The 22,942-nt window shown below is 60.2% G+C and carries 18 protein-coding genes, 1 tRNA gene and 1 pseudogene; 7 read left to right on the top strand and 13 right to left on the bottom strand.

The genetic code is table 11. The annotated features are described in order from the left end of the window. Positions 1-150: 150 nt before the first annotated feature. From istB to I8E17_RS14275, 8 genes and pseudogenes are all read right to left on the bottom strand, one after another. On the bottom strand, positions 151-885 hold the full coding sequence (gene istB, locus I8E17_RS14310) for an IS21-like element helper ATPase IstB (RefSeq protein WP_003501246.1): 735 nt from the start codon (positions 883-885) through the stop codon (positions 151-153). Continuing rightward, positions 863-2,386, bottom strand: a pseudogene (gene istA, locus I8E17_RS14305) (IS21 family transposase). Before istA ends, istB begins: the two are co-directional and overlap by 23 nt. 75 nt (positions 2,387-2,461) lie before the next feature. Next, positions 2,462-4,315 carry a terminase gpA endonuclease subunit gene (locus tag I8E17_RS14300; protein ID WP_219511427.1) on the bottom strand — a complete coding sequence of 618 codons (1,854 nt, stop codon included), beginning with the start codon at positions 4,313-4,315 and terminating at the stop codon, positions 2,462-2,464. Continuing rightward, the gene (locus I8E17_RS14295) at positions 4,290-4,490 is read right to left on the bottom strand and encodes a hypothetical protein (protein WP_219511430.1); all 201 of its coding nucleotides are present in this window, start codon (positions 4,488-4,490) and stop codon (positions 4,290-4,292) included. Before I8E17_RS14295 ends, I8E17_RS14300 begins: the two co-directional genes overlap by 26 nt. Continuing rightward, complete coding sequence (locus I8E17_RS14290) at positions 4,480-4,773, bottom strand: AlpA family transcriptional regulator (protein ID WP_219511432.1); 294 nt, start codon at positions 4,771-4,773, stop codon at positions 4,480-4,482. Before I8E17_RS14290 ends, I8E17_RS14295 begins: the two co-directional genes overlap by 11 nt. Before the next feature lie 108 nt (positions 4,774-4,881). Then, a complete protein-coding gene (locus I8E17_RS14285; RefSeq protein ID WP_219511434.1) occupies positions 4,882-6,090 on the bottom strand; it encodes an integrase arm-type DNA-binding domain-containing protein in 1,209 nt (402 codons plus the stop codon). Between the two features lie 175 nt (positions 6,091-6,265). Beyond that, a tRNA-Leu gene (locus I8E17_RS14280) sits at positions 6,266-6,350 on the bottom strand. Positions 6,351-6,492: 142 nt separating this feature from the next. Continuing rightward, entirely contained in the window at positions 6,493-7,791 is a 1,299-nt protein-coding gene (locus I8E17_RS14275; protein WP_069612940.1) for an MFS transporter, read from the bottom strand. Between the two features lie 231 nt (positions 7,792-8,022). Between I8E17_RS14275 and I8E17_RS14270 the strand changes: the two genes are divergently transcribed. Beyond that, a complete protein-coding gene (locus I8E17_RS14270; protein ID WP_069612941.1) occupies positions 8,023-8,610 on the top strand; it encodes a TetR/AcrR family transcriptional regulator in 588 nt (195 codons plus the stop codon). A 7-nt stretch (positions 8,611-8,617) separates the two neighbouring features. Here the strand turns inward: I8E17_RS14270 and I8E17_RS14265 are convergent, their stop codons facing one another. Together I8E17_RS14265 and I8E17_RS14260 are read right to left on the bottom strand one after the other, a co-directional pair. After that, on the bottom strand, positions 8,618-9,412 hold the full coding sequence (locus tag I8E17_RS14265) for a class I SAM-dependent methyltransferase (RefSeq protein WP_069612942.1): 795 nt from the start codon (positions 9,410-9,412) through the stop codon (positions 8,618-8,620). A gap of 448 nt (positions 9,413-9,860) precedes the next feature. After that, entirely contained in the window at positions 9,861-10,841 is a 981-nt protein-coding gene (locus tag I8E17_RS14260) for an aldo/keto reductase (RefSeq protein WP_069612943.1), read from the bottom strand. 255 nt (positions 10,842-11,096) lie between these two features. On the opposite strand from I8E17_RS14260, the gene I8E17_RS14255 reads away from it, so the two are divergent. After that, positions 11,097-12,737 (top strand): AMP-binding protein, encoded by a 1,641-nt coding sequence (locus I8E17_RS14255; protein WP_069612944.1) that lies wholly within the window; start codon positions 11,097-11,099, stop codon positions 12,735-12,737. Here the strand turns inward: I8E17_RS14255 and I8E17_RS14250 are convergent. Both I8E17_RS14250 and I8E17_RS14245 read right to left on the bottom strand, forming a co-directional pair. Further along, a complete protein-coding gene (locus I8E17_RS14250; protein ID WP_069612945.1) occupies positions 12,724-13,995 on the bottom strand; it encodes a GNAT family N-acetyltransferase in 1,272 nt (423 codons plus the stop codon). The genes I8E17_RS14255 and I8E17_RS14250 overlap by 14 nt on opposite strands. Before the next feature lie 2 nt (positions 13,996-13,997). Next, positions 13,998-15,413 (bottom strand): lipopolysaccharide biosynthesis protein, encoded by a 1,416-nt coding sequence (locus I8E17_RS14245; RefSeq protein ID WP_069612946.1) that lies wholly within the window; start codon positions 15,411-15,413, stop codon positions 13,998-14,000. Positions 15,414-15,663: 250 nt separating this feature from the next. Between I8E17_RS14245 and I8E17_RS14240 the strand changes: the two genes are divergently transcribed. Then, on the top strand, positions 15,664-16,293 hold the full coding sequence (locus tag I8E17_RS14240; RefSeq protein ID WP_069612947.1) for a glutathione S-transferase family protein: 630 nt from the start codon (positions 15,664-15,666) through the stop codon (positions 16,291-16,293). A 126-nt stretch (positions 16,294-16,419) separates the two neighbouring features. On the opposite strand, the gene secA is transcribed toward I8E17_RS14240, so the two are convergent. Further along, positions 16,420-19,140 (bottom strand): preprotein translocase subunit SecA, encoded by a 2,721-nt coding sequence (secA, locus tag I8E17_RS14235; protein ID WP_069612948.1) that lies wholly within the window; start codon positions 19,138-19,140, stop codon positions 16,420-16,422. Positions 19,141-19,386: 246 nt separating this feature from the next. On the opposite strand from secA, the gene I8E17_RS14230 reads away from it, so the two are divergent. The 4 genes from I8E17_RS14230 to mutT all read left to right on the top strand — a co-directional run bounded on the left by I8E17_RS14230 (position 19,387) and on the right by mutT (position 22,925). Then, complete coding sequence (locus tag I8E17_RS14230; protein ID WP_069612949.1) at positions 19,387-20,310, top strand: peptidylprolyl isomerase; 924 nt, start codon at positions 19,387-19,389, stop codon at positions 20,308-20,310. A gap of 173 nt (positions 20,311-20,483) precedes the next feature. Beyond that, the gene (argJ, locus tag I8E17_RS14225; protein WP_069612980.1) at positions 20,484-21,725 is read left to right on the top strand and encodes a bifunctional glutamate N-acetyltransferase/amino-acid acetyltransferase ArgJ; all 1,242 of its coding nucleotides are present in this window, start codon (positions 20,484-20,486) and stop codon (positions 21,723-21,725) included. A 10-nt stretch (positions 21,726-21,735) separates the two neighbouring features. Continuing rightward, positions 21,736-22,515, top strand: coding sequence for a GNAT family N-acetyltransferase (locus I8E17_RS14220; protein WP_069612950.1), 780 nt, complete (start codon positions 21,736-21,738; stop codon positions 22,513-22,515). Continuing rightward, entirely contained in the window at positions 22,512-22,925 is a 414-nt protein-coding gene (gene mutT, locus I8E17_RS14215) for an 8-oxo-dGTP diphosphatase MutT (RefSeq protein WP_069612951.1), read from the top strand. Before I8E17_RS14220 ends, mutT begins: the two co-directional genes overlap by 4 nt. The last annotated feature ends 17 nt before the right edge of the window (positions 22,926-22,942 follow it).

Here is a 22,942-nt window from a genome sequence, read left to right as displayed (position 1 = left end):
TCCATAGTGTCAATCGGCATCGTAACGGGACCCCTTATCGGCTCCCAAAAGGGACCCCTGCCTCTGGTTGCATCGGGTCAGCGCGCGTAGGCCCGGAGCTCTCCATTTAGCGCAGGGGCCTGCGGGCGCGGGTTGTTTGTCTTTTCGGCTTTAGCTTTGAGAGCGGTTTTTGAAGCGCCAGGATTCATTCCCGGTCTCAACGATTTCGCAATGGTGGGTTAGCCTGTCGAGGAGGGCGGCGGTCATCTTGGCGTCGCCGAAGACGGCCGGCCACTCGCCGAACGCCAGGTTCGTCGTGACGATGATCGAGGTCCGCTCGTAGAGCCTGCTGATCAGATGGAAGAGGAGCTGGCCGCCGGCCTGAGCGAATGGGAGGTAGCCGAGTTCGTCCATGATGACGAAGTCGAGCCTGGTGATGAAGTCGGCCAGCCGCCCCTGCTTTCCGCTACGTGCCTCCGTCTCGAGCCGATTGACGAGGTCGACGACGTTGAAGAAGCGGCCGCGTGCGCCGTTGCGGATTAGGGCGCGTGCGAGCGCGATGGACAAATGGGACTTCCCCGTGCCGGTTCCGCCGACCAGAACGATATTGTGCTGCTCGGCGAGGAAGGCTCCTGTCGCAAGCTGGCGCACGAGCCCTTCGTTGACCGGCGTGTCGGTGAAGTCGAAGTCGTCGATGTCCTTGGCCAGCGGCAGCTTGGCGACGGTGATCTGGTATTTGATGGAGCGCGCCTGCTTCTCGGCGATCTCCGACTGAAGTAGGTCGCCGACGATGCGTGGCGGTTCGTGCTGCCGCTTGATGCCGGAGGCCATGATCTCGTCATAGGCGCTGCGCATGCCGAACAGCTTCAGCGTGCCCATCATGTCAAGGATTTGGGATCGTTCCATATCAGCTTGCCCTCCTAAGGCTGTCGTAACGGGCGCAATCGGCCAGAGGCTCGTGGGTCAGGCGAAGCACGTCGGGAATGGAAAGGATGGCGGCCGGCTGCGGATCACGCTTGCGGGCCAGGATGTTGATGATGACGGCAGCCGAGAATACGCCCTGATCGAGCGCCTCCTGGCAGGCCGCTTCGACGGCGGGGAGTCCGTCCAGGCCCACACATTCGAGGATCGACACCATCTGCCGGTCGCCGTCATGCATGGCCTTCAGCCGGCGGCGCACCTTCTCCATGGCGGCGGGCAAAACCCAGTCGTGGAATGGCGCACCGTTGCGCAGCGCTCCCGGTTTGCGGGTCAGGACCGGCACGTAATGCCACGGATTATAGATCGTCTCGCCACGGCCGAAGCAGCGATCGTGTTGGCCGATCTCCACGCCATCCTGCCGGATGACGATGCGATCGGCATAGGCATGTATCTCGGCCGGGCGGCCGACTGCCGTGGACAGCACCGAGTATTTGTTGTTGTCGAAACGCACGAGGCAGGTCTTGCCGATCGAGGCCTGCACTGCGTGGAAGCCGTCGAACTTGCCGGGATAGCCGACCAGGTGCGGCCGTTCCCCATCGAACACCTCCCAGATCGTGCGCTCCGTTTGATCGACATGCTTGTGGGCGCGGGCATAGCTGATGCACTTGTCCAGTAACCAGCCATTCAGCTCATCGTAGGATTTGAAGCGTAGCCGCGGCGTGAAGAAGCGTTCCCGCACCAGATTGACCTGGTTCTCGACCTGGCCCTTCTCCCACCCCGACGCAGGCGTGCAGGCCACCGGCTCGATCAGGTAATGGCTGCACATCTGCAGGAAGCGGCGATTGTACTGCCGTTCCTTGCCGACGAAGACCGTCTCCACCGCGGTCTTCATGTTATCGTAGATGCCGCGCGTGCAGGCCCCGCCGAAGAACGCGAACGCCCGGTCATGGGCATCGAAGACCATCTCCTGCGTCTCGCGCGGATAGGCTCTCACATACATCATCCGGCTGTGGCAGAGCCGGACATGCGCCACCTTCACCGTCGTCGTCACGCCGTTCAGCACGACGATCTCGTGGCTCCAGTCAAACTGGTAAGCCTCGCCCGGCGCATAATAGAGCGGCACGTAGGCTTCCGCCGTTACGGAGCCGCGTTCCTTCGCCCAGGTTCGGGCGTAGCGCCGGACTGTGTCGTAACCGCCCTCGTAGCCGAGGTCGCGCAAGTCCTCGAATATCCGGATCAGTGTCAGCCGTTCGCGAGAGGATTTGGCCTCATTGGCGAGCAGCATTCCATCGAGCTGATCGCGCCAGGGCCCGAGCTTCGGCTGAGGTTGACGGGTCCGCTCATATTTGAACTCCGTCTCATCGCTGCGCAGAACCTTCCGCACCACTTTCCGCGATATGCCAAGCTCCCGGCAGATCGCCTTGATCGACTTGCCCTGCACACGGGAAAGTCGACGTATCTTTAGAATTGTCTCCACAACAAGCATCCAAATAAAAAGCCTCCGATGAAACCGGAGGCTGTTGTAACCCCATCGCAGATGGGGGTCCCGTTTGGACGCCGATCACCCCAAATGCGGGGTCCTTATTCCATGCCTAATCACACACAACGGAAAATTCCATCTGCCGCCGCCAGGATCAGTACGGCCGAGGAAACCGGAAAGAGCATCTTTCATCTCAAGCGAATTGATGAAGCCGACCGGAACGTCGCCGCGCGCCGCATTGAACTTGTCCTTCTGATTAGCATCGGGATAGCGAACCTGAAACGCCGGCGCATTCTTATTCGGATCGCCTTTCACCAACTGGAAGCGCCGAGCGTAGCCTTCGCCGTTCTCCTTGCGCAAATTGCGCCAGAAGTTACGAGCCATGACGGAAACACCTTCTTCACCGCCATAGTCGCACGCCGCAAGCTTAATGGACATTCTGCGGCCTGAACCATCCGCGAGAGGGTAGGATTTTTCCAGAACCTCTTCGACGATCGCTTGCCAATCTTCGAGATACGCGGCGGGGTCCATTGGAAGCGTTTCGTTAGCCTCGTCAAGACGCTTACTCTTCCGGATTCTGAACATGTCGACAACCCATGCATCGTTGCCGACGCCAAAACCCGTCACCTGAACAACGAAACCAGATCGAGCACCGCCTTGAACGTCAATGGTGGCAATGAGAAAGCGCACCCCTTCCGGAACGACCGGTGCGTCTTTCGAGCCACCCCAATCTTTCGCGCGCTGTTGCAGCGTTTCCGGCAAACGGCCTTCCGACATGGCTTTCGGGGTGTACGGTAGCCCCTGGTCGGTGTTGGTCGTCTTTTTCAGCGGACCTTCATCACCTGTCGTATCGTAAACCTGCTTTGCCTGCAGGAATGAGAAGACAAGGGATTCCCAGGTCTGAAATGCGGCAGCCGGCCCTTTGAGCCAGAATGAAGCGATGTCAGTCCGTATCGGCGTGCCGGTGATGGAACCATCTTCGTTCCAAGACATGCCTTCTTTGATCCAACGACCACGCAGATTGAGTTCCCGCTTTTGCCGTGGCTCGATCACGCAACCATTTCCACTCGGGCAGATCATTGTCACCTGCTGAGCCATCTCCCATAGATCGCTGCTACCGGTGGGAAAGTCGAAAAGTTTGAAATCAGGTTCGAAGGCATAATCGCAGTGCGGGCAACGCCAATACCAGCGACGGCGATCCCCTCGATTGTATAGCGACAAAATCCCTGTCGTCGGAGGAGCTTGGTGAGCCGTCTTGGGTACCCACTTTGCATCCAACACTTCACGGCCAGGTGAGGACTCGGCAACCGTCATGCCGAAACGTTTGAAGGTAGTTGTTCGCTTTCGCCCGAGATCGAATGGCGGACCTTCCTTCGCGATATCGTCTTCCATGCGGTCATAGTCAGCGAACCAGACGCGAGGCACCGTCTTACCGGAAAGCTCGGTGATCGTCGGCCAACGAAGCAACAGGCGCATGCCGCTTTTGAAGATCTTGTCGAAGACGTTGTCGTTTTGGCGCCCTGGTAGCAGTTGCGCACCAAGATCTTTCGTGTGACGGAACACTTTGCCAAGATCGCCTTGCGACAGATCGCGCGCCACTTCGCGAGTCATCGCGTAAAGGATCATGTCGCCAGGGTCGCAGATGGCGCTATGGGTCAGCCAGTTGTAGAAAATGTCGGACTTACCCGTTCTCGCAGGACCGACGTTAATCAAACCGGTGAACTGCTGGCTCGTCAGCGTATCCATGATCTCGACGAGATATGGCGTCTTGTCGTTGAGCCAGTCGCCCACATAGGCGCCAGGGTTATCCAGCTTGCGGTATTTCGCGGCAGCTTCGGAAACGCTCAACCGTTCTGGCGGTCGGACCATTGCCGAAACGCCAAGTAGCAGTTGCTCAAGCGTCTGATACTCAGTTTTCGGCTTCAGTTTGGTCATCAAGTTGCTTTTCGTAGCTGTAGGTGGCGTTCTTCGCCTCACGCTCATCGACTGTTCTCTGCTGTCGGCGTTCTGCGATCGCGGGATTGTTCTTGGAGCCTTTCGGCCTTCCACGTTTGCGAGGGACAGCAACCGGCTCTTCGTCATCAAGCAGCGAATCAAAGTCACCTATCACGGTCTTCAATCCTATTTGTCAACCATTGGTTGATTTCATTCTCAGGCCAAAGACGCGCTGCGCCGATCGTCACCGGCTTCGGAAATTCACCTTTTGCAATCAGCCGATAGATGGTTGGCCGCGAGACCCCTACCATGCTGAGCACGGCTCGAATCCGCAAAAGCTTGTTAATGGTAGCGTTGTGGGGTGCCAACGTCGGCGACGGGTTGCGCTGAGGGCGAGCTTTTGGCGGTGGTTTTTTGGGAGCGATAGGCTCGCCATCCAGCAAAAAATCGTAGTCCATCGTGCTCACGTTGTCTCAATCGGTTCAACACGAGCTATGAAAATCATCTTTTTGTTGATTATGCAAGCGGATAAAATCAACAAACTGTTGACTTATCGGGTCGACGACTCACAAAAGTTCTTCGAACCTATCCTTTTTCTGCGTTCGCAGTTCGTCAATGAGGTCTGCCCAAGCCTGCATAACCTCGATACGGGCTTCCCAAAAAGTGTCGCGATTGTAGATGCCACGGACGGACGTATCGAGATGAGCAAGGGCGTGCTCAATGATCTCCGGATCATATTTGCGCCGATTCATGATCGTGCTGAAGGAGGACCGGAAGCCGTGTGAGACATGTTCGTCGTGTAGATAGCCCATGCGTCTCAACGCCGAATTCATGGCGTTTTCGCTCAGGCACTTATCTCCGGTGCGAATCGAAGCGAAGACATAGCGCTGATTGCCGGTCATTCGATGGACAGCCTCAAGAACAGCAACGGCTTGCTCGCTTAACGGAACGGCGTGTTCTTTTCGCATCTTCATTCGCCCTGCAGGGATTGTCCACTTACGTTCCCGCAAATTGAATTCAGGCCACTCGGCTTTCCGGCATTCTATCGGTCGCACTGCAGTCAGAGCTATGAACTCAAGCGCATATCGAACGGTAGGCCACCCATCGTATTCTTTGATGTTAGCCATGAGAACGCCGAATTTTTTCTCGTCTGTGATGGCGGCGTGGCTCGTCGCCTTCTTCGTTGTCACAGCTCCTTGCAAGATCGCAGCCGGATTGGATGTGGCCCGCGCAGTCCTGACCGCCAGCTTGAAAACATCACTCACGGCCGATCTAAGCCGGTTAGCGGTCTCAGTTTGCCCGCGGGCCTCGTACCTCTGCATGATGACCAAAATCTCGATAGCTTCGATTTCAGCAATCGGCCTGTCAGCCAGATCGACCGCAACGACTTCCAGCAGCCACTTCTTCTTGGCGATCGTTTTCTCAGCACGTCCCAAGGCGATCTGCTTTTGAATGTATTCCTTCGCCACCACGCCAAACGTGTTAGCCTGATTTTTATCTGCAGTGATCTTGTCGAGCTTCTTTTGAACGGTCGGGTCCTTGCCCTGGTCCAGCAGCTCACGAGCCTTGTCCCGTTCCTCCCGCGCGGCCTTGAGTGTGATGGCTGGATATTTACCGACAGAGAGTGTCTTTCTCTTCCCGGCAATCTGAAAATCGAACCTCCAAAGCACTGATCCATTCGGCTTTACCAGAACATAAAGACCGAGATCGTCCATCAGCTTGTATTGCTTGCTGCGCGGCTTGGCATTTCGAAGCTTCGTATCGGATAGCGTCATCTACGGTACCACTTTTAACGAGAAACCTACGGTACCGTAGAATGATACCGTGGATCAACGTGAGATTTGGAGAGACGTTCTGAACCGATTGAGACAATCTGAGACGCTAACCCATTGTATCTACAGGCGTTTACGATACCTGCTGAACCGATTGTTACAAGGGGAGAGCGTTGAATGGTGCCCCATGCCGGAGTCGAACCAGCACTTCTTTCGAAACTCGATTTTGAGTCGAGCGCGTCTACCAATTCCGCCAATGGGGCAACGGGGTACTGACGAGGCGGCTGTCTAGCATGTGAGCGGCGGGGCGCGCAAGCCGGGTCGGCAGATATTGCGAGTGTTTCCGCAGGGTTGCGGTTTGGCCCATGGCGCGGGTGGACGCCATGGGCTTTTTGCCGTTGAGGCTCAGTGAGCCATGGCCGGGCCTTTGCTGGTCGAGCCGGACTTTTGCAGCGTGATCGCCAGGATCGCGGCGAGCAGGCAGAAGGCGCCGGCGACGAAGAAGGCGGGGAGGTAGGTGTTGAGCTCCGTGCGGGTGAGGCCGGCGCCATAGGCGGCGGTGGCTGCACCCAGCTGGTGGCCGGCGAAGACCCAGCCGAAGACGAGGCCGGCTTTTTCGCGACCGAAGCGGTCGGCGGCGATCTTGACGGTCGGCGGCACGGTGGCGATCCAGTCGAGGCCGTAGAAGACGGCGAAGATCGACAGGCCGTAAAAGGTGAAGTCGCTGAAGGGCAGGTAGACCAGCGACAGGCCGCGCAGGCCGTAATACCAGAAGAGCAGCCAGCGATTGTCGAAGCGGTCGGAGAGCCAGCCGGAGCCGATCGTGCCGAAGAAATCGAAAATGCCCATGACGGCAAGCACGCTGGCGGCTGCGACCGGCACGATGCCGAAATCGCCGCAGAGCGTGACGAAATGGGTCTGAATCAGGCCGTTGGTCGACAGGCCGCAGATGAAGAAGGTGGCAAAGAGGATCCAGAAGGTCGAGGTGGTGGAAACCTCCCGCAGAATGGCGATCGGCGAGGCGAGGGCTGCCTTCAGATCCTTGGTGGCGGCCGGCGGCGGGGTGATGTGGATTTCGCCGACCAGCGGCAGGTTGACGTCCGAGGGGCGGTCGCGCATCAGAAGCAGCACGACGAGCGCGGCCACGACGATCATGCCGCAGACGAAGAGCACCGTGGTGCGCCAGCCATAGCGCGTCGTCAGCTCCGCCATCAGCGGGAGGAAGACCAGCTGTCCCGTCGCCGAGCTTGCCGAGAGCATGCCGATGACGAGACCGCGATGCTTGGTGAACCAGCGTGTCGAGACGGTCGCGGCGAGCACCATGGCGGTCAGGCCGGTGCCGAAGCCGATGATGATGCCCCAGCAGAGCAGCAGCTGCCAGACCTGCGTCATATAGAGCGAGCCGATGAAGCCGACGCCGATGGTGCCCAGCGCGAAGACGATGACCTTGCGCACGCCGAAATGGTTCATGAAGGCGGCGGCAAAGGGACCCATCAGGCCGAACAGCACGAGGCGGACGGCAAGCGCGGACGAGATGGAGGAGGTGCTCCAGCCGAATTCATCCTCCAGCGGCTTGATGAGCACGCCGGGCGCGCCCATGGCGCCGGCCGTGACCAGCATGGTGAGGAAGGTGGCGGCGACGACGACCCATCCGTAATGGATGTTGCGCCGGGCGAGCGTCGAGGCAAGGGCAGTGGAAACCATGAGGTGCGTTCCAATCAGGTTGCGTATCTTGGCGGCCGGACCGGGAGGGCGGAAGCGCTCGATCGCGGACGGTTTGGGGGCGATGTCCGCTTATAGCGTTCCGCCGTTCTCCCGGCTTGAACGTTTGTGTAAAGGCATTTACATGATTGCTATCATATTTGTTGCGTATTGATGATGGCCATCATATAAATTGTCAATACAGTTTTCTTGATGCTCTGATGGAGTTTTTTGATGAGAGTGAGCCGGGAGAAATTCGCCGAGAATCGCGAGAAGATCCTTGCCGTGGCGGGTGAGCTCTTTCGCGAAAAGGGTTTCGACGGCATCGGCGTCGCCGAGATCATGAAGGCGGCGGGGCTGACGCATGGCGGCTTCTACGGCCATTTCGATTCGAAGGACGAGCTTGCCTGTGAGGCGAGCAAGGCGCTGGTGGCCCGCTCGCTGGAGCGCTGGAAGCAAGTCGCCGCAAGCTCGCCCGACCAGCCGCTGGAAGCGCTGCTTGCCCATTATCTCTCGCATCGCAACGTGGTGGAGCATGCGACCGGCTGCGTCTTCGCGGCGCTGACGCAGGAGGTCAGCCGCCATGGTCCCGAGATGCAGTCCACTTTCACCGGCGGGCTGATGGGGCTGGTCGAGGTGCTGGAAGAGATCGTTCCCGGCGAAACGCCGGAGGAGCGCCGGCGCAAGGCCTTTGCCAGCCTTTCGGCCATGGTCGGCGCCGTCATCCTGGCCCGCGCGATGGACAATCCTGAATTGTCACAGGAATTCCTGTCGGCGACCCGGCAGGAGCTGACGCCGCCGCCGAGTGAAAATAACGGCTGATCCTGATCTAGTCGCGGAAGGCGAGCAGCCCGTTCGCCTCGACGACCTCCCTGAATTTGCCGTCGGGTGCGGCCGCCAGCAGTTCCGCACGTAGCGCCGCTTCGAAATCGGCGGCCTTGTCGCCGAGCGCCTGCGGTGAGGTCGACGACATCGAGAAGATGCGGCCGACGATCTCCTCGATATCCCTGGTGTATTCCGAGACGATGCCGATCCGTTCCAGATTGCGGAAGGGTGAGGCGAGCAGCATGGCTTCATGCGGCGCCCATTCCTTGCTCCGGCGCATTTGCCGCTCCGCGCTGCGCTCGGGCGAATAGGTTTCCATCAGGGGTTCAAGGATGCCGCGCCAGTTCGGTTCCGCCAGAATGCCTTTATCGTGGAAAAGCACGACGGCGCCGCCCGGCTCGATCAGCCTGTCCAGTGCTTCCAGCGTTGCCGGCCTGTCCATCCAGTGGAAGGAGCGGCCCATGACGCAGAGGTGCAGCCTGCCGATGTCAGGTCCTAGATCGTAGGAAGAGCCTTGGCGGATGCTGATATCGACGCCGGCTTGCTTCGCGCCGAGCGCGGCTTCGGCGAGCATTTCCGGCTCCGGATCCATGGCGGTGACGGCGGCACCCTGCAGCCGCGCGAAGGCGATGCCAAGCTGGCCGGGGCCGCAGCCGAGATCGAGCACATGATCGCCGGGCTTGAGGCCGCTGCGCTCGGCTACGCGGGTAATAAGCCTGTCCGGATAGGGGATGCGATAGCGCAGGTAATAGGCCGCGGTCGATTGAAATCGCCGCGCTTCGAAGGGAACAGTGATCATTGGATATCATCCTCGGGGCTAGGGACTTCGATCTGTTAAGCCTCAACTGTGACCCGTTCGTGAAGTCACTTTTGCGCGATTTGCCGCGTGGCCAATCGGCTTCAGAGGATGTGAATGCCCCTCACCTAACCCTCTCCCCGCGCGCGAGGAGGGCAATCGCATATGACCCGAAGTTGCTGTCGCGTCCCCTTCTCCCCTTGGGGAGAAGGGGACGCGACAGGCGGATGAGGGGGTGCCTGCCAAATGCACGAAAATCCATTGAATTCAAAACGATAGCCCCCTCATCCGACCCTTCGGGCCACCTTCTCCCCGAGGGGAGAAGGAGCTTAGGATGCTCATCCGCACCATATGCGATACCCCTGCGCGCGCGGGGAGAGGGCTAGGGTGAGGGGCCAGGCAGCCAGCCGCTATATCACCAGCCCAACCTGACCAGCTCCAAAATCCCGGTTCACTTGAACCCTGCAACCCCATGCGGAACATAAGGCGACTCCAGCGCTTCGATTTCCTCCGGCGTCAATTTGACCTCCAGGGAGGCGACGGCATCGGTGATGTGGCCGGGCTTGGAGGCGCCGATGATCGGGGCGGTGACGGCGCTTTTCTGCAGGATCCAGGCGGTTGCGACCTGCGCGCGCGGGATGCCGCGGGCCTTGGCGACAGTGCCGACGGCATCGACGATCTTGCGGTCGGCTTCGAGTGCCTGGGTGTAAAGCGTTTTACCGAATTCGTCGGACTCCGTGCGGGCCGTCGCCTCGTCCCAGTCGCGGGTGAGGCGACCGCGGGCGAGCGGGCTCCAGGGGATGACGGCGATCTTCTGGTCCTCGCAGAAGGGAAGCATCTCGCGCTCTTCCTCGCGGTAGAGCAGGTTCAGGTGGTCCTGCATGCTGACGAATTCCGTCCAGCCGTTGAGGCGCGAGGTGTAGATCGCCTTGGCGAACTGCCAAGCATACATGGAGGAAGCGCCGATGTAGCGGGCCTTACCGGCCTTGACGACATCGTGCAGCGCTTCCAGCGTTTCTTCGATCGGCGTCGTATAGTCCCAGCGGTGGATCTGGTAGAGATCGACATAGTCAGTGCCGAGGCGGCGAAGGCTGTTATCGATCTCGTCAAAGATCGCCTTGCGCGATAGGCCGGCGCCGTTCGGGCCGGGGCGCATGCGATTGAAGACCTTGGTGGCGAGCACGATATCGTCGCGGCGGGCGAAATCCTTGATGGCACGGCCGACGATTTCTTCCGACGAGCCGTTGGAATAGGTGTTGGCCGTATCGAGGAAGTTGATGCCGGCTTCGATCGCCTGACGCAGCAGCGGGCGGCTGTCCTCTTCCTTCAATGACCAGGCGTGCGTGCCCTTGTTGGGATCGCCATAGGTCATGCAACCCAGGCAGATGCGTGAGACTTCAAGGCCGGTCCTGCCGAGCTTTACGTATTCCATCGCTATTCTCCGTCCATTCGATCATTCGCTACAAGGAGGCCCATCGTCAGAAGAGCGATGGGATGGGTGCGTCGCGAAAAGCAAATCGACGGACAAAGTCGCCGTCGGTCGACGCATGAATTCGTGAAGAGCTTCGAAGTATTCCTTAATAAGTAAGGCGATTCGCGTCCGGGGGAAGACGGCGATTTCAAATGTTTCCTTGAACCCCAACAGCGACAGGTGTTAGCTGCACCGCATCATTTTCTGGAACTGCGCATGAAATTGCCCCCGCGTGATACTTATGAAGCCCTCTATCGCGACTTTCGTTGGGAGATTCCGCCGAAATTCAACATGGGACATGCTGTTTGCGATGCCTGGGCCGAGCACGAGCCCGATCGGATCTGCCTTCAGCATTTCGATCCCAACGGCAATCACTTTTCCATGACCTATGGTGAGTTGCGCGATCGCTCCGCCTCTTTCGCCAATGCGCTTGTTGCGCTCGGGGTGCGGGCGGGAGATCGGGTGGCTCTGCTGCTGCCGCAGAGTTTTGAGACGGTCGTGGCGCATGTGGCGATCTACAAGATGGGCGCGATCGCCCTGCCGCTGGCTTTGCTGTTTGGCGCCGAGGCGCTGGAATACCGGCTGAAGGCAGCCGGGGCATCGGCCATCGTCACCAACCGCTTCGGCCTCGAGCGGCTGCGTCCGATCCGGGACCGATTGCCGGAACTGGCGCAGGTGATCAGCATCGATGGCGCCGAGGAGGATGTTGCCGGCTTTGCCGATCTGGTGGCGGCGCATCCGCCGCTGTTTGCGGTCGCCGATACCGGCCCGGACGATCCGGCCCTTATGATTTTCACCTCGGGCACGACCGGCCCGCCCAAGGGCGCGCTGCATGGCCATCGCGTGCTGCCGGGGCATATTCCGGGCATGCAATTCGCCCATGAGGGCTTTCCCAAGGCCGGCGACCGGCTCTGGACGCCGTCGGACTGGGCCTGGGCCGGCGGCCTGCTGAATGCACTGCTGCCGAGCCTGATGCTTGGCGTTCCCGTCGTTTCCTCCCCCGCGCAGAAATTCGATCCGCATATGGCGTTCCGCATCATGGCCGAGATGGAGGTGCGCAATGCCTTCATTCCGCCGACGGCGCTGCGACTGCTGAAGGCCGTCGACAATCCGCGGGCGCAGTATGATCTGAAGCTGCGCACGATAGGGTCGGCGGGCGAAGCGCTCGGCCGCGAAACCTTCGAATGGGCGCGGTCCGCGCTTGGCATCAGCGTCAACGAATTCTTCGGCCAGACGGAGTGCAATTTCGTCCTTTCTTCCAGCGAGGCCTTCAGCGTCAGCCGTGCTGGGGCGACCGGCAAACCGGTACCCGGCCATCGTGTGGCAATCGTCGACGCTGATGGCCATGAGGTTGCAGTAGGCGAGACGGGGCAGATCGCGATCAGGCGGCCCGATCCGGTGATGTTCCTCGGCTACTGGCAGAACGAGGCGGCGACGGCGGCGAAATTCGCCAATGACTGGCTTCTGACCGGCGATATCGGCCGGCAGGATGCGGATGGCTATATTTCCTTCGTCGGCCGCGACGACGATGTCATCACCTCGTCGGGCTATCGCATCGGCCCGAGCGAGATCGAGGATTGCCTCGGCGGCCATCCGGCCGTGCAGCTTGCGGCAGCCGTCGGCAAGCCGGATGCGGTCAGAACGGAAATCGTCAAGGCTTATGTTGTCCTCGTGCCCGGTTGCGAGCCGAGCGACAAACTGGCGATCGAAATCCGAGAATGGGTGAAGACCCGGCTTTCCATGCACGAATATCCGCGCGAGATCGAATTCGTCGATGCCCTGCCGCTGACGACCTCGGGCAAGGTGATCCGGCGCCTGCTGCGCGAGCGGGCGATCGCCGAGGTCAGCGCTTCGTAAGCGACAGGATCTTTTCGCGCAGCAGCTTCGCCATGTTGCGGGTGCTGCGATACATGTGGAGCTGCGTGGTAACCTGGCGGACGTCGCGGTCGCCGTTCGGCGTCAGGCCGATGATGAGCGTGCCCATCTCCTCGCGTTCGTGCCAGAAGCGGCTCATGATTGGATGATCCGGCACGGCGCAGGAATCGGAGCGGACGACGTTGGCGTCGTCGAGATGCCATTCCGTCAGCTCGCCCATCAAGAGCTTGCCCGGCGAAAAGCGGGCATAGGCCTCGTCATAGGCGGTCTTCCAGGTATAGGCCTCGCCGCCCATAATGAGTACGATCATCGAGGCGATGGCCCTGCCGTCGAGATCGATGGAGTGGATGCGCACCGCGTCGATGGCTGCGAGGTTGGAAATCGCCTCGCGGGCGAAGGCGGCATGGTGACGATCGGTGACCAGCGCCGAGCGCTTCTTGCCCTTCCAGCCGCTTGCTTCCAGCGCCAGGAATTCTTCCATGCGCCCGTGAATATCGCGGGGCTGGCGCGCGACGCTGTAAGTGACTTCGCCCAGGCTTTCCAGAAGCCGCCACTGCCGGCGCATTTCCCGCAAATGCGCGTTGGAGATCGTCCGCTTGAGATAGGTAAGCGCGTCGTCATTGCTCTGGAGCATCGGACGCTGGAATGGGTTGGCGACGGCGATCGGCAGGTTCCGGCCGATGGCGATGACCTTGGCCATCTGGACGAAATGACCGTTGAGACGAACATCCGGCAATACGAGCGTGCTCGGCAGATGCAGTTCCGGCCGGGAGAGCGCCTCGAGGAGGTTGTCGAGCGTTTCGCCGGCATCCTCGGCGTCGAGCAAGGGCGTGCCGAGTGGGCCAAAAGAGTTCGACCAGACCCGGATAATGGACGGCCCTATTGCAAAGCCCGGCTTGTCGATGGTGAAGGGCATCAGCAGACGGATGCGGCTGCGCGTGCTGCTGTTGTCGCGCATCAGTGCCAGCCGCACCTGCCGATCCTCAAGGCGGGGCATGGCGGGTGCGAGGAAGCGGCCGGAGAAGAAGATGTTCGGCTCCATGGCACGGTTGGACAGGAAGTCCAGCTCATCCTGCAGCTCGTAGCCGAGCTTGCCGGGATAGAGGCAGAATTCGCGGCCGGCCCGGCCGACCTCGACGCGAGCCTCGGCCTTCGGTGCTTCGAAATGCAGCGCTGCGAGCGTATGCGTCAGGGCGTTCACTTGGCTGTCGGTGGTTTCGGTATAGGGTGGACGTGCCATGATCAGAGGGCCCTCGTTGCCGGTGGCGCTGCAGGACGCCGGATAAGGGCGAATAGAGTGATGCCGAGCGCACGGCGCACGGCGACGTGCAGGAGCAGGGCTTCGATCGCCATGGCGACCGCTCCGGCAATCGCCGCTCCTTCGATGCCGAGATGCGGGATGAGCGCAACGTTCAGGCCGATATTGGCAATGAGCGCCACAGCATAGAGATAGACGCAAAGCATCTGCTTGTCCGCCATGGTCAGGAGCACTTCGGCAGGGCCGACGAGCGCTCTTGCGAGAATGCCGGCAAGCAGGATCGCCATCACGATCTGGCCCTCGGTGAAGGCCGCGCCGAACAGTGAAAGCAGGAGTTGCCCTGCCGCCAGCACCACGAGGCCAAGGGCAAGCGCCGGAAAGAAGGACCAGCGCGTCGCTTCGGTCGCGAAGGCTGCGAGCTTGCCGTGATCGCCCTCAGCCAGAATGGCGGCAAAACGCGGCCCGATGGCTGCCCTGACGGCGAAGGAGACGAAGAGCACCAGGGCCATCGTTTTTGCCGCCGCGAAATAGACGGCGACTTCATCCGGATCGAGGAAAATGCCGACGACGATGACGTCCGAATTGGTGAGCAGGTAGCCCACGCCTTCGACTAGGAAAATCGGCAGGGCGACGGCTGTCCAAGCGCTGAATTCAGTCGTTCTCGGGCCGCTTGGATAATGACGGCGCAGACGGAGCGTCACCGCAAGATATTGCAGCAGGACGCTGGTGAAGGCGCCAGCAAGCGCCGCCGCCATGGCGGTAACGGCATCGCGTGGTGCGCCGGCGAGTATGGCGGTCACCATGAAGAGCAGGATCAGCGTCGGGCGAATGAGGAAGGTCGGGCTGAGGGCCATGATCGGCCAGTGTTTGGCGCGAGCCGTACCGTCCAGAACGTCTCCAAGCGCGATCATCGGCACGGCAATCAGACCGAGGAAAACCGGCATGACGTAATAATGTTCGACCATGCCGCGGAAGGCGAAGAGCAGCAGCGCGCCGATCAGTGCCAGACTGCCCGAAACGGCGACCACGAACAGGCGTGCCGCGGCATTCAAGCCACGAATGGCATCATGATTGCCGTTGGCTTCATATTGGGGCAGGAAGCGGATGATGGCGGTCGGGAAGCCGAGGCAGGCGAGATTGCCGAACAGGATCATCAGCACCCAGACGAAGACGAAGATGCCGTATTCGAACCGCCCCATCAGGCGGGCCAGGATGATCTGCGAGAGAAAGGCGAGGGCGGCGCCCGCAACGCGGATCGTGAAGGCGATCAGCGCCATGCGCTGTGAAACTGCCTTTTCGTCCCGGCCGGTGAGCATGGCGGCGACTTTGCGCAGATACGGCGATAGCGCGGCCCGCAATGCGGACGGCAACATTCTTTCCGCTGTTTGAAAGACCGCCATGACCGATACGCAATACTTTAAGTATGATCCCAAACTCGCGTTAGTCTTGGCAGAGGAGAGTTAAGAATCGGTTCTTTCGATAGTTAAATGTCAGGGGCCATGCATGCGGTCGGTTGTCTGTCGGGTAAGTGCAGAAGCAACCGTTGGCTGCGAGGAGTTCATGCCCGCTCCACTCGGAGAGCCGTCGCAGGAAACGGGTGGCGGATACGAAGCATGCATGTAGCATCCCTCAGCTGCGGAGGAGAATTCCATGTTCACACTATACGACTATCTACCATCACAGAACGGCTGGAAGGCCAGGGTTCTGTTCGGGTTGCTCGATATTCCCTATCAGACCCGCCTGGTGTCCATTTTCGAGGGGGAAGGGCGCACGGACGCGTTTTTCGATCTCAATCCGGCAGGGGGCATCCCCGTTCTCGAACTGGAGGATGGGCGAACGATTGCGGAATCGAACGCTATTCTCACCTATGTTGCTGAAGGCACGCGGTTTCTTCCGGCGGATCGCTATCGACATGCCAAGGTCATGCAATGGCTGTTTTTCGAGCAGTATCATGTCGAACCGGTCATCGGTACGCTGCGCTTCTGGACGCTGACAGGGCGCTTGGAATCCAATGCCGTTATGGCCGCAGCCAAGCGCTCGGCTGGTCTTCGTTCGCTTGCGGCGCTCGAGCGCGGGCTGAAGAATACGCCGTTCCTCGTTGGCGATGAGTTTACGATCGCGGACATCGCGGTTTACGCCTATGCCCATAGAGCGACGGATTGCGGCTTTGATCTTGCCGATTATCCCGCGTTCACAGCTTGGCTCGATCGGGTGCTTGACGTCATCGGACCAGGCTACCCGGTGCATCTCTACAATGAGGATCCGCATTCCGCCGTCTGAACGCGGTGGGCATGCTGAAATGGTTATCGGCGGCGCCTATCGGCGAATTGTTGTAGTCCCTGATCGTTGCAAACAAAATGCCGCCCGAAGGCGGCATTTTTGCTCATTGCTGTCGGGTTGCGAGGCTCAGACCACTTCGCTGCTTTCGAAGGCGCCGTGGCAGTGCTTGTACTTCTTGCCGGAGCCGCAGGGGCAGGCCTCGTTGCGGCCGACGCGGCCCCAGGTCGCCGGGTTGCGCGGATCGCGATTTTCCGGTGCCACAGCACTCTCACTTGCAAGCGTGAATGGTGAGAATTCGTCCTCTCCCGTTGTCGCGTCGATATGACGGGCCTGCATCGGCGGCGTCTCCGGCTCGGCCGGCTGCTGCACCAGTTCGACGCGTGAAAGCTGCGCGGTCACGGCCTGGCGCAGATTGTTCAACAGTGCCTGGAACAGCTCGAAAGCTTCGGCCTTGTATTCCTGCAGCGGATCGCGCTGCGCATAGCCGCGGAAGCCGATGACCGAGCGCAGATGATCGAGGTTGACGATGTGCTCGCGCCAGAGATTGTCCAGCGTCTGCAGCACGATGGAGCGTTCAACATAGGTCATGATCTCAGGGCCGAAGCGTTCAGCCTTTTCGGCCGCAGCCTTTTCAGCCGCTTCCGTCAGGCGCGCACGGATGTCGTCTTCGCCGATGCCTTCTTCCTTGACCCAGTCATGAATGGGCAGGTCGAGATCGAAGAAGTTGGCGACAGCCGTCTTCAGGCCATCGGCATCCCACTGTTCGGCATAGGCGCGCTCTGGAATATGTCTGGCGACGAGATCTTCGATGACATCGTGGCGCATGTCGCCGACGAATTCGGAGAGGTCCTTGGATTCCATCAGCTCGACACGCTGATCGAAGATGACCTTGCGCTGATCGTTCAATACGTCGTCGTACTTCAGAACGTTCTTGCGGATGTCGAAGTTGCGGGCCTCGACCTTCTTCTGGGCGCGTTCAACCGCCTTGTTGATCCAGGGGTGGACGATCGCTTCGCCTTCCTTGAGGCCGAGCTTCTGCAGCATGCCGTCCATGCGGTCGGAGCCGAAGATGCGCATCAGGTCGTCCTGGAGCGACAGGTAGAATTTCGAGCGGCCCGGGTCGCCCTGGCGGCCGGAACGGCCACGCAGCTGGTTGTCGATACGGCGGCTTTCATGGCGCTCGGAGGCGATGACGTAGAGGCCGCCGGCAGCGATCGATTTCTGCTTGAGTTCCTTGATCTCTTCGGCAATGCGGGCAATGGCCGCGTCGCGCTCCGGACCGGGTTCCATTTCGTGCAGGTCGCGCTCGACCCGCATTTCGAGGTTGCCGCCGAGCTGGATGTCGGTGCCGCGGCCGGCCATGTTGGTGGCGATCGTCACCGCGCCAGGAACGCCGGCCTGGGCGACGATGTAGGCTTCCTGCTCGTGGTAGCGCGCGTTCAGAACTTGAAAGTTGCTGAAGCCCCGCTTGCGCATGAGGTCGGCGAGAAGTTCGGACTTCTCAATCGACGTCGTGCCGACCAGCACGGGCTGGCCGCGCTTGTGAGCGTCGAGGATCTCGTTGATGATGGCGTTGTACTTCTCGGCGTGCGTGCGATAGACCTCGTCGTCCTCGTCGATACGCTGGATCGGCAGGTTGGTCGGCACTTCGATCACGTCGAGACCGTAGATGTTGCCGAATTCCTCTGCTTCCGTCGATGCCGTACCGGTCATGCCGGCGAGCTTTTCGTACATGCGGAAGTAGTTCTGGAAGGTGATCTGCGCCAGCGTCTGGTTTTCCGGCTGGATCTGCACATGTTCCTTGGCTTCCAGCGCCTGATGCTGGCCGTCCGAATAACGGCGGCCCGGCATCATGCGGCCGGTGAATTCGTCGATGATGACGACTTCACCGTTGCGGACGATATAGTCCTTGTCGCGCTGGAACAGCTTGTGCGCCTTGAGCGCGTTGTTGATGTGGTGGACGATCGCGACATTCTCGACGTCGTAGAGCGATTCACCCTTCAAGAGGCCGGCTTCGCGCAGCATGTTCTCCAGCTTCTCGGTGCCTTCTTCGGAGAAGTTGGCCGAGCGCTGCTTTTCATCGATTTCATAGTCTTCCTTCGCCAGGCGGGGAATGAAGGCGTTGATGGTGATATAGAGATCGGAGCGGTCGTCGAGCGGACCGGAGATGATCAGCGGCGTGCGCGCTTCGTCGACCAGGATCGAGTCCACTTCGTCGACGATCGCGAAGCTATGGCCGCGCTGAACCATCTGAGCGCGCTCATATTTCATATTGTCGCGCAGATAGTCGAAGCCGAGCTCGTTGTTGGTGGCGTAGGTGATGTCGCAGGCATAGGCCTCATGGCGCTGTTCATCCGACAGGCCGTGGACGATGACGCCCGTCGTCAGGCCGAGGAAGCTGTACAGGCGGCCCATGGTGCCGCTGTCGCGCTGCGCCAGGTAATCGTTGACCGTAACGACATGGACGCCCTTGCCGGCCAGCGCGTTCAGATAGACCGGGAGGGTGGCAACCAGAGTTTTACCTTCACCGGTCTTCATTTCGGCGATGGCATTGGAATGAAGGATCATGCCGCCGATGAGCTGCACGTCAAAGGGTCGCATGCCAAGAACACGGCGCGACGCTTCACGAGCGACCGCGAAGGCCGGCACGAGGATATCATCCAGCGTCTTGCCTTCCGCGAGCTGCTGGCGGAACTCAACCGTCTTGGCGGCCAGAGCTTCATCGGACAGCGCGCGCATCTCCGGCTCGAGCGCATTGATTGCAGCTACTTTCGGCTGGAACGATTTAACCCGACGGTCGTTGGACGAGCCGAACAACTTGCGGGCAATTCCACCTAGGCTGACCATGTGACTGGTCCTTTCTGAGATTTCATCCTGCCGTTTCCTGCTTGATCCATTCCCGAAAAAAACGGGAGTATAGCACAAAACGGCCGGAAACTGTTCTGGACGCGAGGTTGCGTGACAGATAAGAGGGGGGTCGATTGATGTCAACGGGATTTGGCCGATACAGAAAGGCCACATTCTCCTGCTGAAGGCTTTTTCACGCCGGATTCACATCTGTCGAGCCGGTCGAGATCACCGAAGGGTTATTTTATGTTGAAGTATAACAAGCTTGCTGCGGTTGCTTTCGCAACAATCGTTACCTTCCAGGCTCCGGTCTTCGCGGCCGATGCCAAGGACCCCGTTGTCGCCAAGGTCGGCGATGTCGAAATCCATCAATCCGAACTCGATCTGGCAATCGCCAACCTCGATCCGCAGCTCGGCCAGCTTCCGGATGACCAGAAGAAGGTCGCAGCACTCTCTGCTTCGGTCGATGTGAAGCTGCTGTCGCAGAAGGCCGCTGCCGAGAAGCTCGATCAGACGCCGGACTTCCAGGCTCACATGGCCTATCTGCGCGACCGCGAGCTGCACAATGCCTATTTCAAGGCGCATGTCGCCGACGCCATCAAGGATGATGAAGTCAAGGCGCGTTACGACAAGGAAGTCGCAGCCCTGCCTAAGCAGGAAGAGGTTCATGCCCGCCACATTCTCGTGAAGACCGAGGATGAAGCCAAGGCGATCATCAAGGAGCTCGATGCCGGCAAGGATTTCGCCGCACTCGCCAAGGAAAAGTCGACGGATCCAAACAAGGCTGACGGCGGCGATCTCGGCTATTTCGGCCATGGCCGCATGGTCAAGGAATTCGAGGACGCGGCTTTCGCGCTTCCTGTGGGAACCTATACGAAGACCCCGGTCAAGACCGATTTCGGCTGGCACATCATCAAGGTCGAAGACAAGCGCAATGCTCCTCCTCCGCCGTTCGACCAGGTCAAGGACCAGGTTCGTCAGCTCGTCATGCGCGACAAGTATCTTGAACTCCTGAACAAGGCCAAGCAGGATACCAAGGTCGTCATCAACGATCCGGCGCTCAGCAAGGCTTATGACGACGCGCAGAAGCAGCAGGATGCAGCACCGGCCGACGACGCCGTTGCGCCTGCCGACGGTGCGGCAGCGCCCGACGCTCAGCCGCAGCAGTAATTGACAGCAGTCAAACAATCAGGCCCGGGTTTTCCGGGCCTTACACTGGAGCCGGATGATTTTAGGTCGATACGACCTAAAATCTGAATCCGCTCCAGAATTAAAAAGCAGAGCATGATGTAATCCGAAAACCGCCTACACTTTTCGGCATCATGCTCGTTCAGGTGGGTCTCATGTCCGGTTCCGTTTCTCCGCTCGCTCCCAAAACCTTTGTATCCATGCCCGCCCTTCGCGGTGTGCGCATGACCACGGCCTCCGCCGGCATCAAGTACAAGAACCGGACCGACGTCCTGCTGATGGTCTTCGACAAGCCGGCCGCCGTAGCGGGCGTCTTCACCCGTTCGAAGTGCCCTTCGGCACCGGTCGATTTCTGCCGCAAGAACCTGGCGCACGGCAGCGCGCGCGCTGTCGTCGTCAATTCCGGCAATGCCAATGCCTTTACAGGCCTGAAGGGACGCCAGGCGACCGAGCTGACCGCCAAGTCCGCGGCGGCTGCCGTCGGCTGCGGGGAAAATGAAGTCTATCTCGCCTCTACCGGTGTCATCGGTGAGCCGCTTGACGCCAGCAAGTTCGCCGGAGTGCTCGACGCGATGGCCAAGGATGCGACAAGCGACTTCTGGTTCGAGGCCGCCAAGGCGATCATGACGACGGATACCTATCCGAAGGTCGCGACCCGCACCGCCGAGATCGGCGGCGTCAAGGTCACGATCAACGGTATTGCCAAGGGTGCCGGCATGATTGCGCCCGATATGGCGACGATGCTTTCCTTCGTGGTCACCGACGCCGATATTTCGTCTGCCGTGCTGCAGACGCTGCTGTCCGAAGGCGTCGGGCCGACCTTCAATTCGATGACCGTCGACAGCGATACCTCGACCTCGGACACGCTGATGCTGTTCGCCACCGGCGCTGCCGCAGCTGATGGTCAGGCGCATATCGACCGCGCCGACGACCCGAAGCTCGGTGCCTTCCGCGCAGCCCTCAACGAGCTGCTGAAGGATCTCGCCATTCAGGTCGTTCGTGACGGCGAAGGCGCGACCAAGATGCTGGAAATCACGGTGACGGGCGCCGAAAACGACGCGGCTGCCAAGCGCATCGCCCTTTCGATCGCCAATTCACCGCTGGTCAAGACCGCTGCCGCGGGCGAAGACGCCAATTGGGGCCGCGTCGTCATGGCCGTCGGCAAGGCGGGCGAAATGGCGGATCGCGACAAACTTGCCATCTGGTTCGGCGATGTCCGCGTCGCCGTCAACGGCGAGCGTGACGCTTCGTATTCGGAAGAAGCCGCCTCTAATGTCATGAAGCAGCAGGATATTCCCGTGAAGGTCGATCTTGGCCTCGGCAATGGCCGCGCAACGGTCTGGACCTGCGACCTTACCAAGGAATATGTTGCCATCAATGGCGACTACCGGAGCTGATACCTAGCTGATGCATGCGCAATCCACGATAAACAAGCTGCCCCTGGTGCGCAGGCTGGAAGCCGTCGGTTTCCGGGCGTGGCCCGCCTCGTCGGTGCAATATGATGGCAGCTGGCAAATCCGGCTAACGGCGGGTCATCCGTCGAAGCGGCTGAATTCTGTCGTACCGCTCGATCCTTCCGACCATCGCGATCTCGAAATCCGGTTGGCAAAGGCGCAGCGCAAGTTCGAGGCTTATGGCAGGCCTATGGTCGTGCGCGAGACGCCGCTCGCCTCGCCGAAGCTCATCGATCTCCTTCGGGAGCGCGGCTGGACGTGCTTCGACGAGACGATCGTCATGACCGCCAATCTCGTCGATCTCGAATTGCCTGACATGCTGGATCATCTGCCGAGCCACGATGTCGGCCGTTTTGTCGATGCGAGCCTCATCGTTGATGAGGCCGATCCGGCTCTGAAGCCGGCATTGGCCGAGGTGGTGAGCGGCATCAAGCCGCCATCGGGCCTCTTTGTCATCGAAAATGATGATGCCGGACCGGTGGCGACAACGCTTTGCGTGCAGGACAACGATCTTGCCGGCGTCATGTCGGTTGCCGTCTCGCCGCAGCATCGGCGCAAGGGCCTCGGAGCGGAGATCCTGACTTCGGCGCTTCGCTGGGCCCGGATGCGCAGCGCCAAGACCGCTTGGCTGCAGGTCAGCGCCGACAATGCTCCGGCTTTGGCGCTCTACGTTCGTTTCGGTTTCCGCGAAGCCTATCGTTATTGCTATTGGCGACCGCCGGGGGCTGCATGAACGAGGCTGGCCGAAAGATCGTTCTCGTGGCCGCCTGCGCGCTCATCGACGCCGATGGCCGTATCCTTCTGGCGCAGCGCCCCGAGGGAAAATCGCTCGCCGGCCTATGGGAGTTTCCAGGCGGTAAGGTCGAGGCTGGCGAGACGCCGGAGGAGACTTTGGTGCGCGAGCTTCAGGAAGAGCTTGGCATCCAGACGAAAATCGCCTGTCTCGCGCCGCTGACCTTCGCCAGCCACACCTACGAAACCTTCCATCTGTTGATGCCGCTTTATATCTGCCGGCGCTATGAAGGAATCCCGCATGGCCGGGAAGGGCAGGCGATCAAATGGGTGCGACCCCAGGCTCTGCGCGACTACCCGATGCCGCCGGCCGACGAGCCGTTGATCCCGTTCCTGCAGGATCTGCTTTAGCTTTTTACGGCAAGGGC

Source organism: Rhizobium sp. AB2/73 (genome assembly GCF_020871915.1).
Classification (GTDB): domain Bacteria; phylum Pseudomonadota; class Alphaproteobacteria; order Rhizobiales; family Rhizobiaceae; genus Rhizobium; species Rhizobium dioscoreae.
Note: the sequence above shows the minus strand (reverse complement) of the source record. Positions and strands in the feature narration are given on the sequence as shown.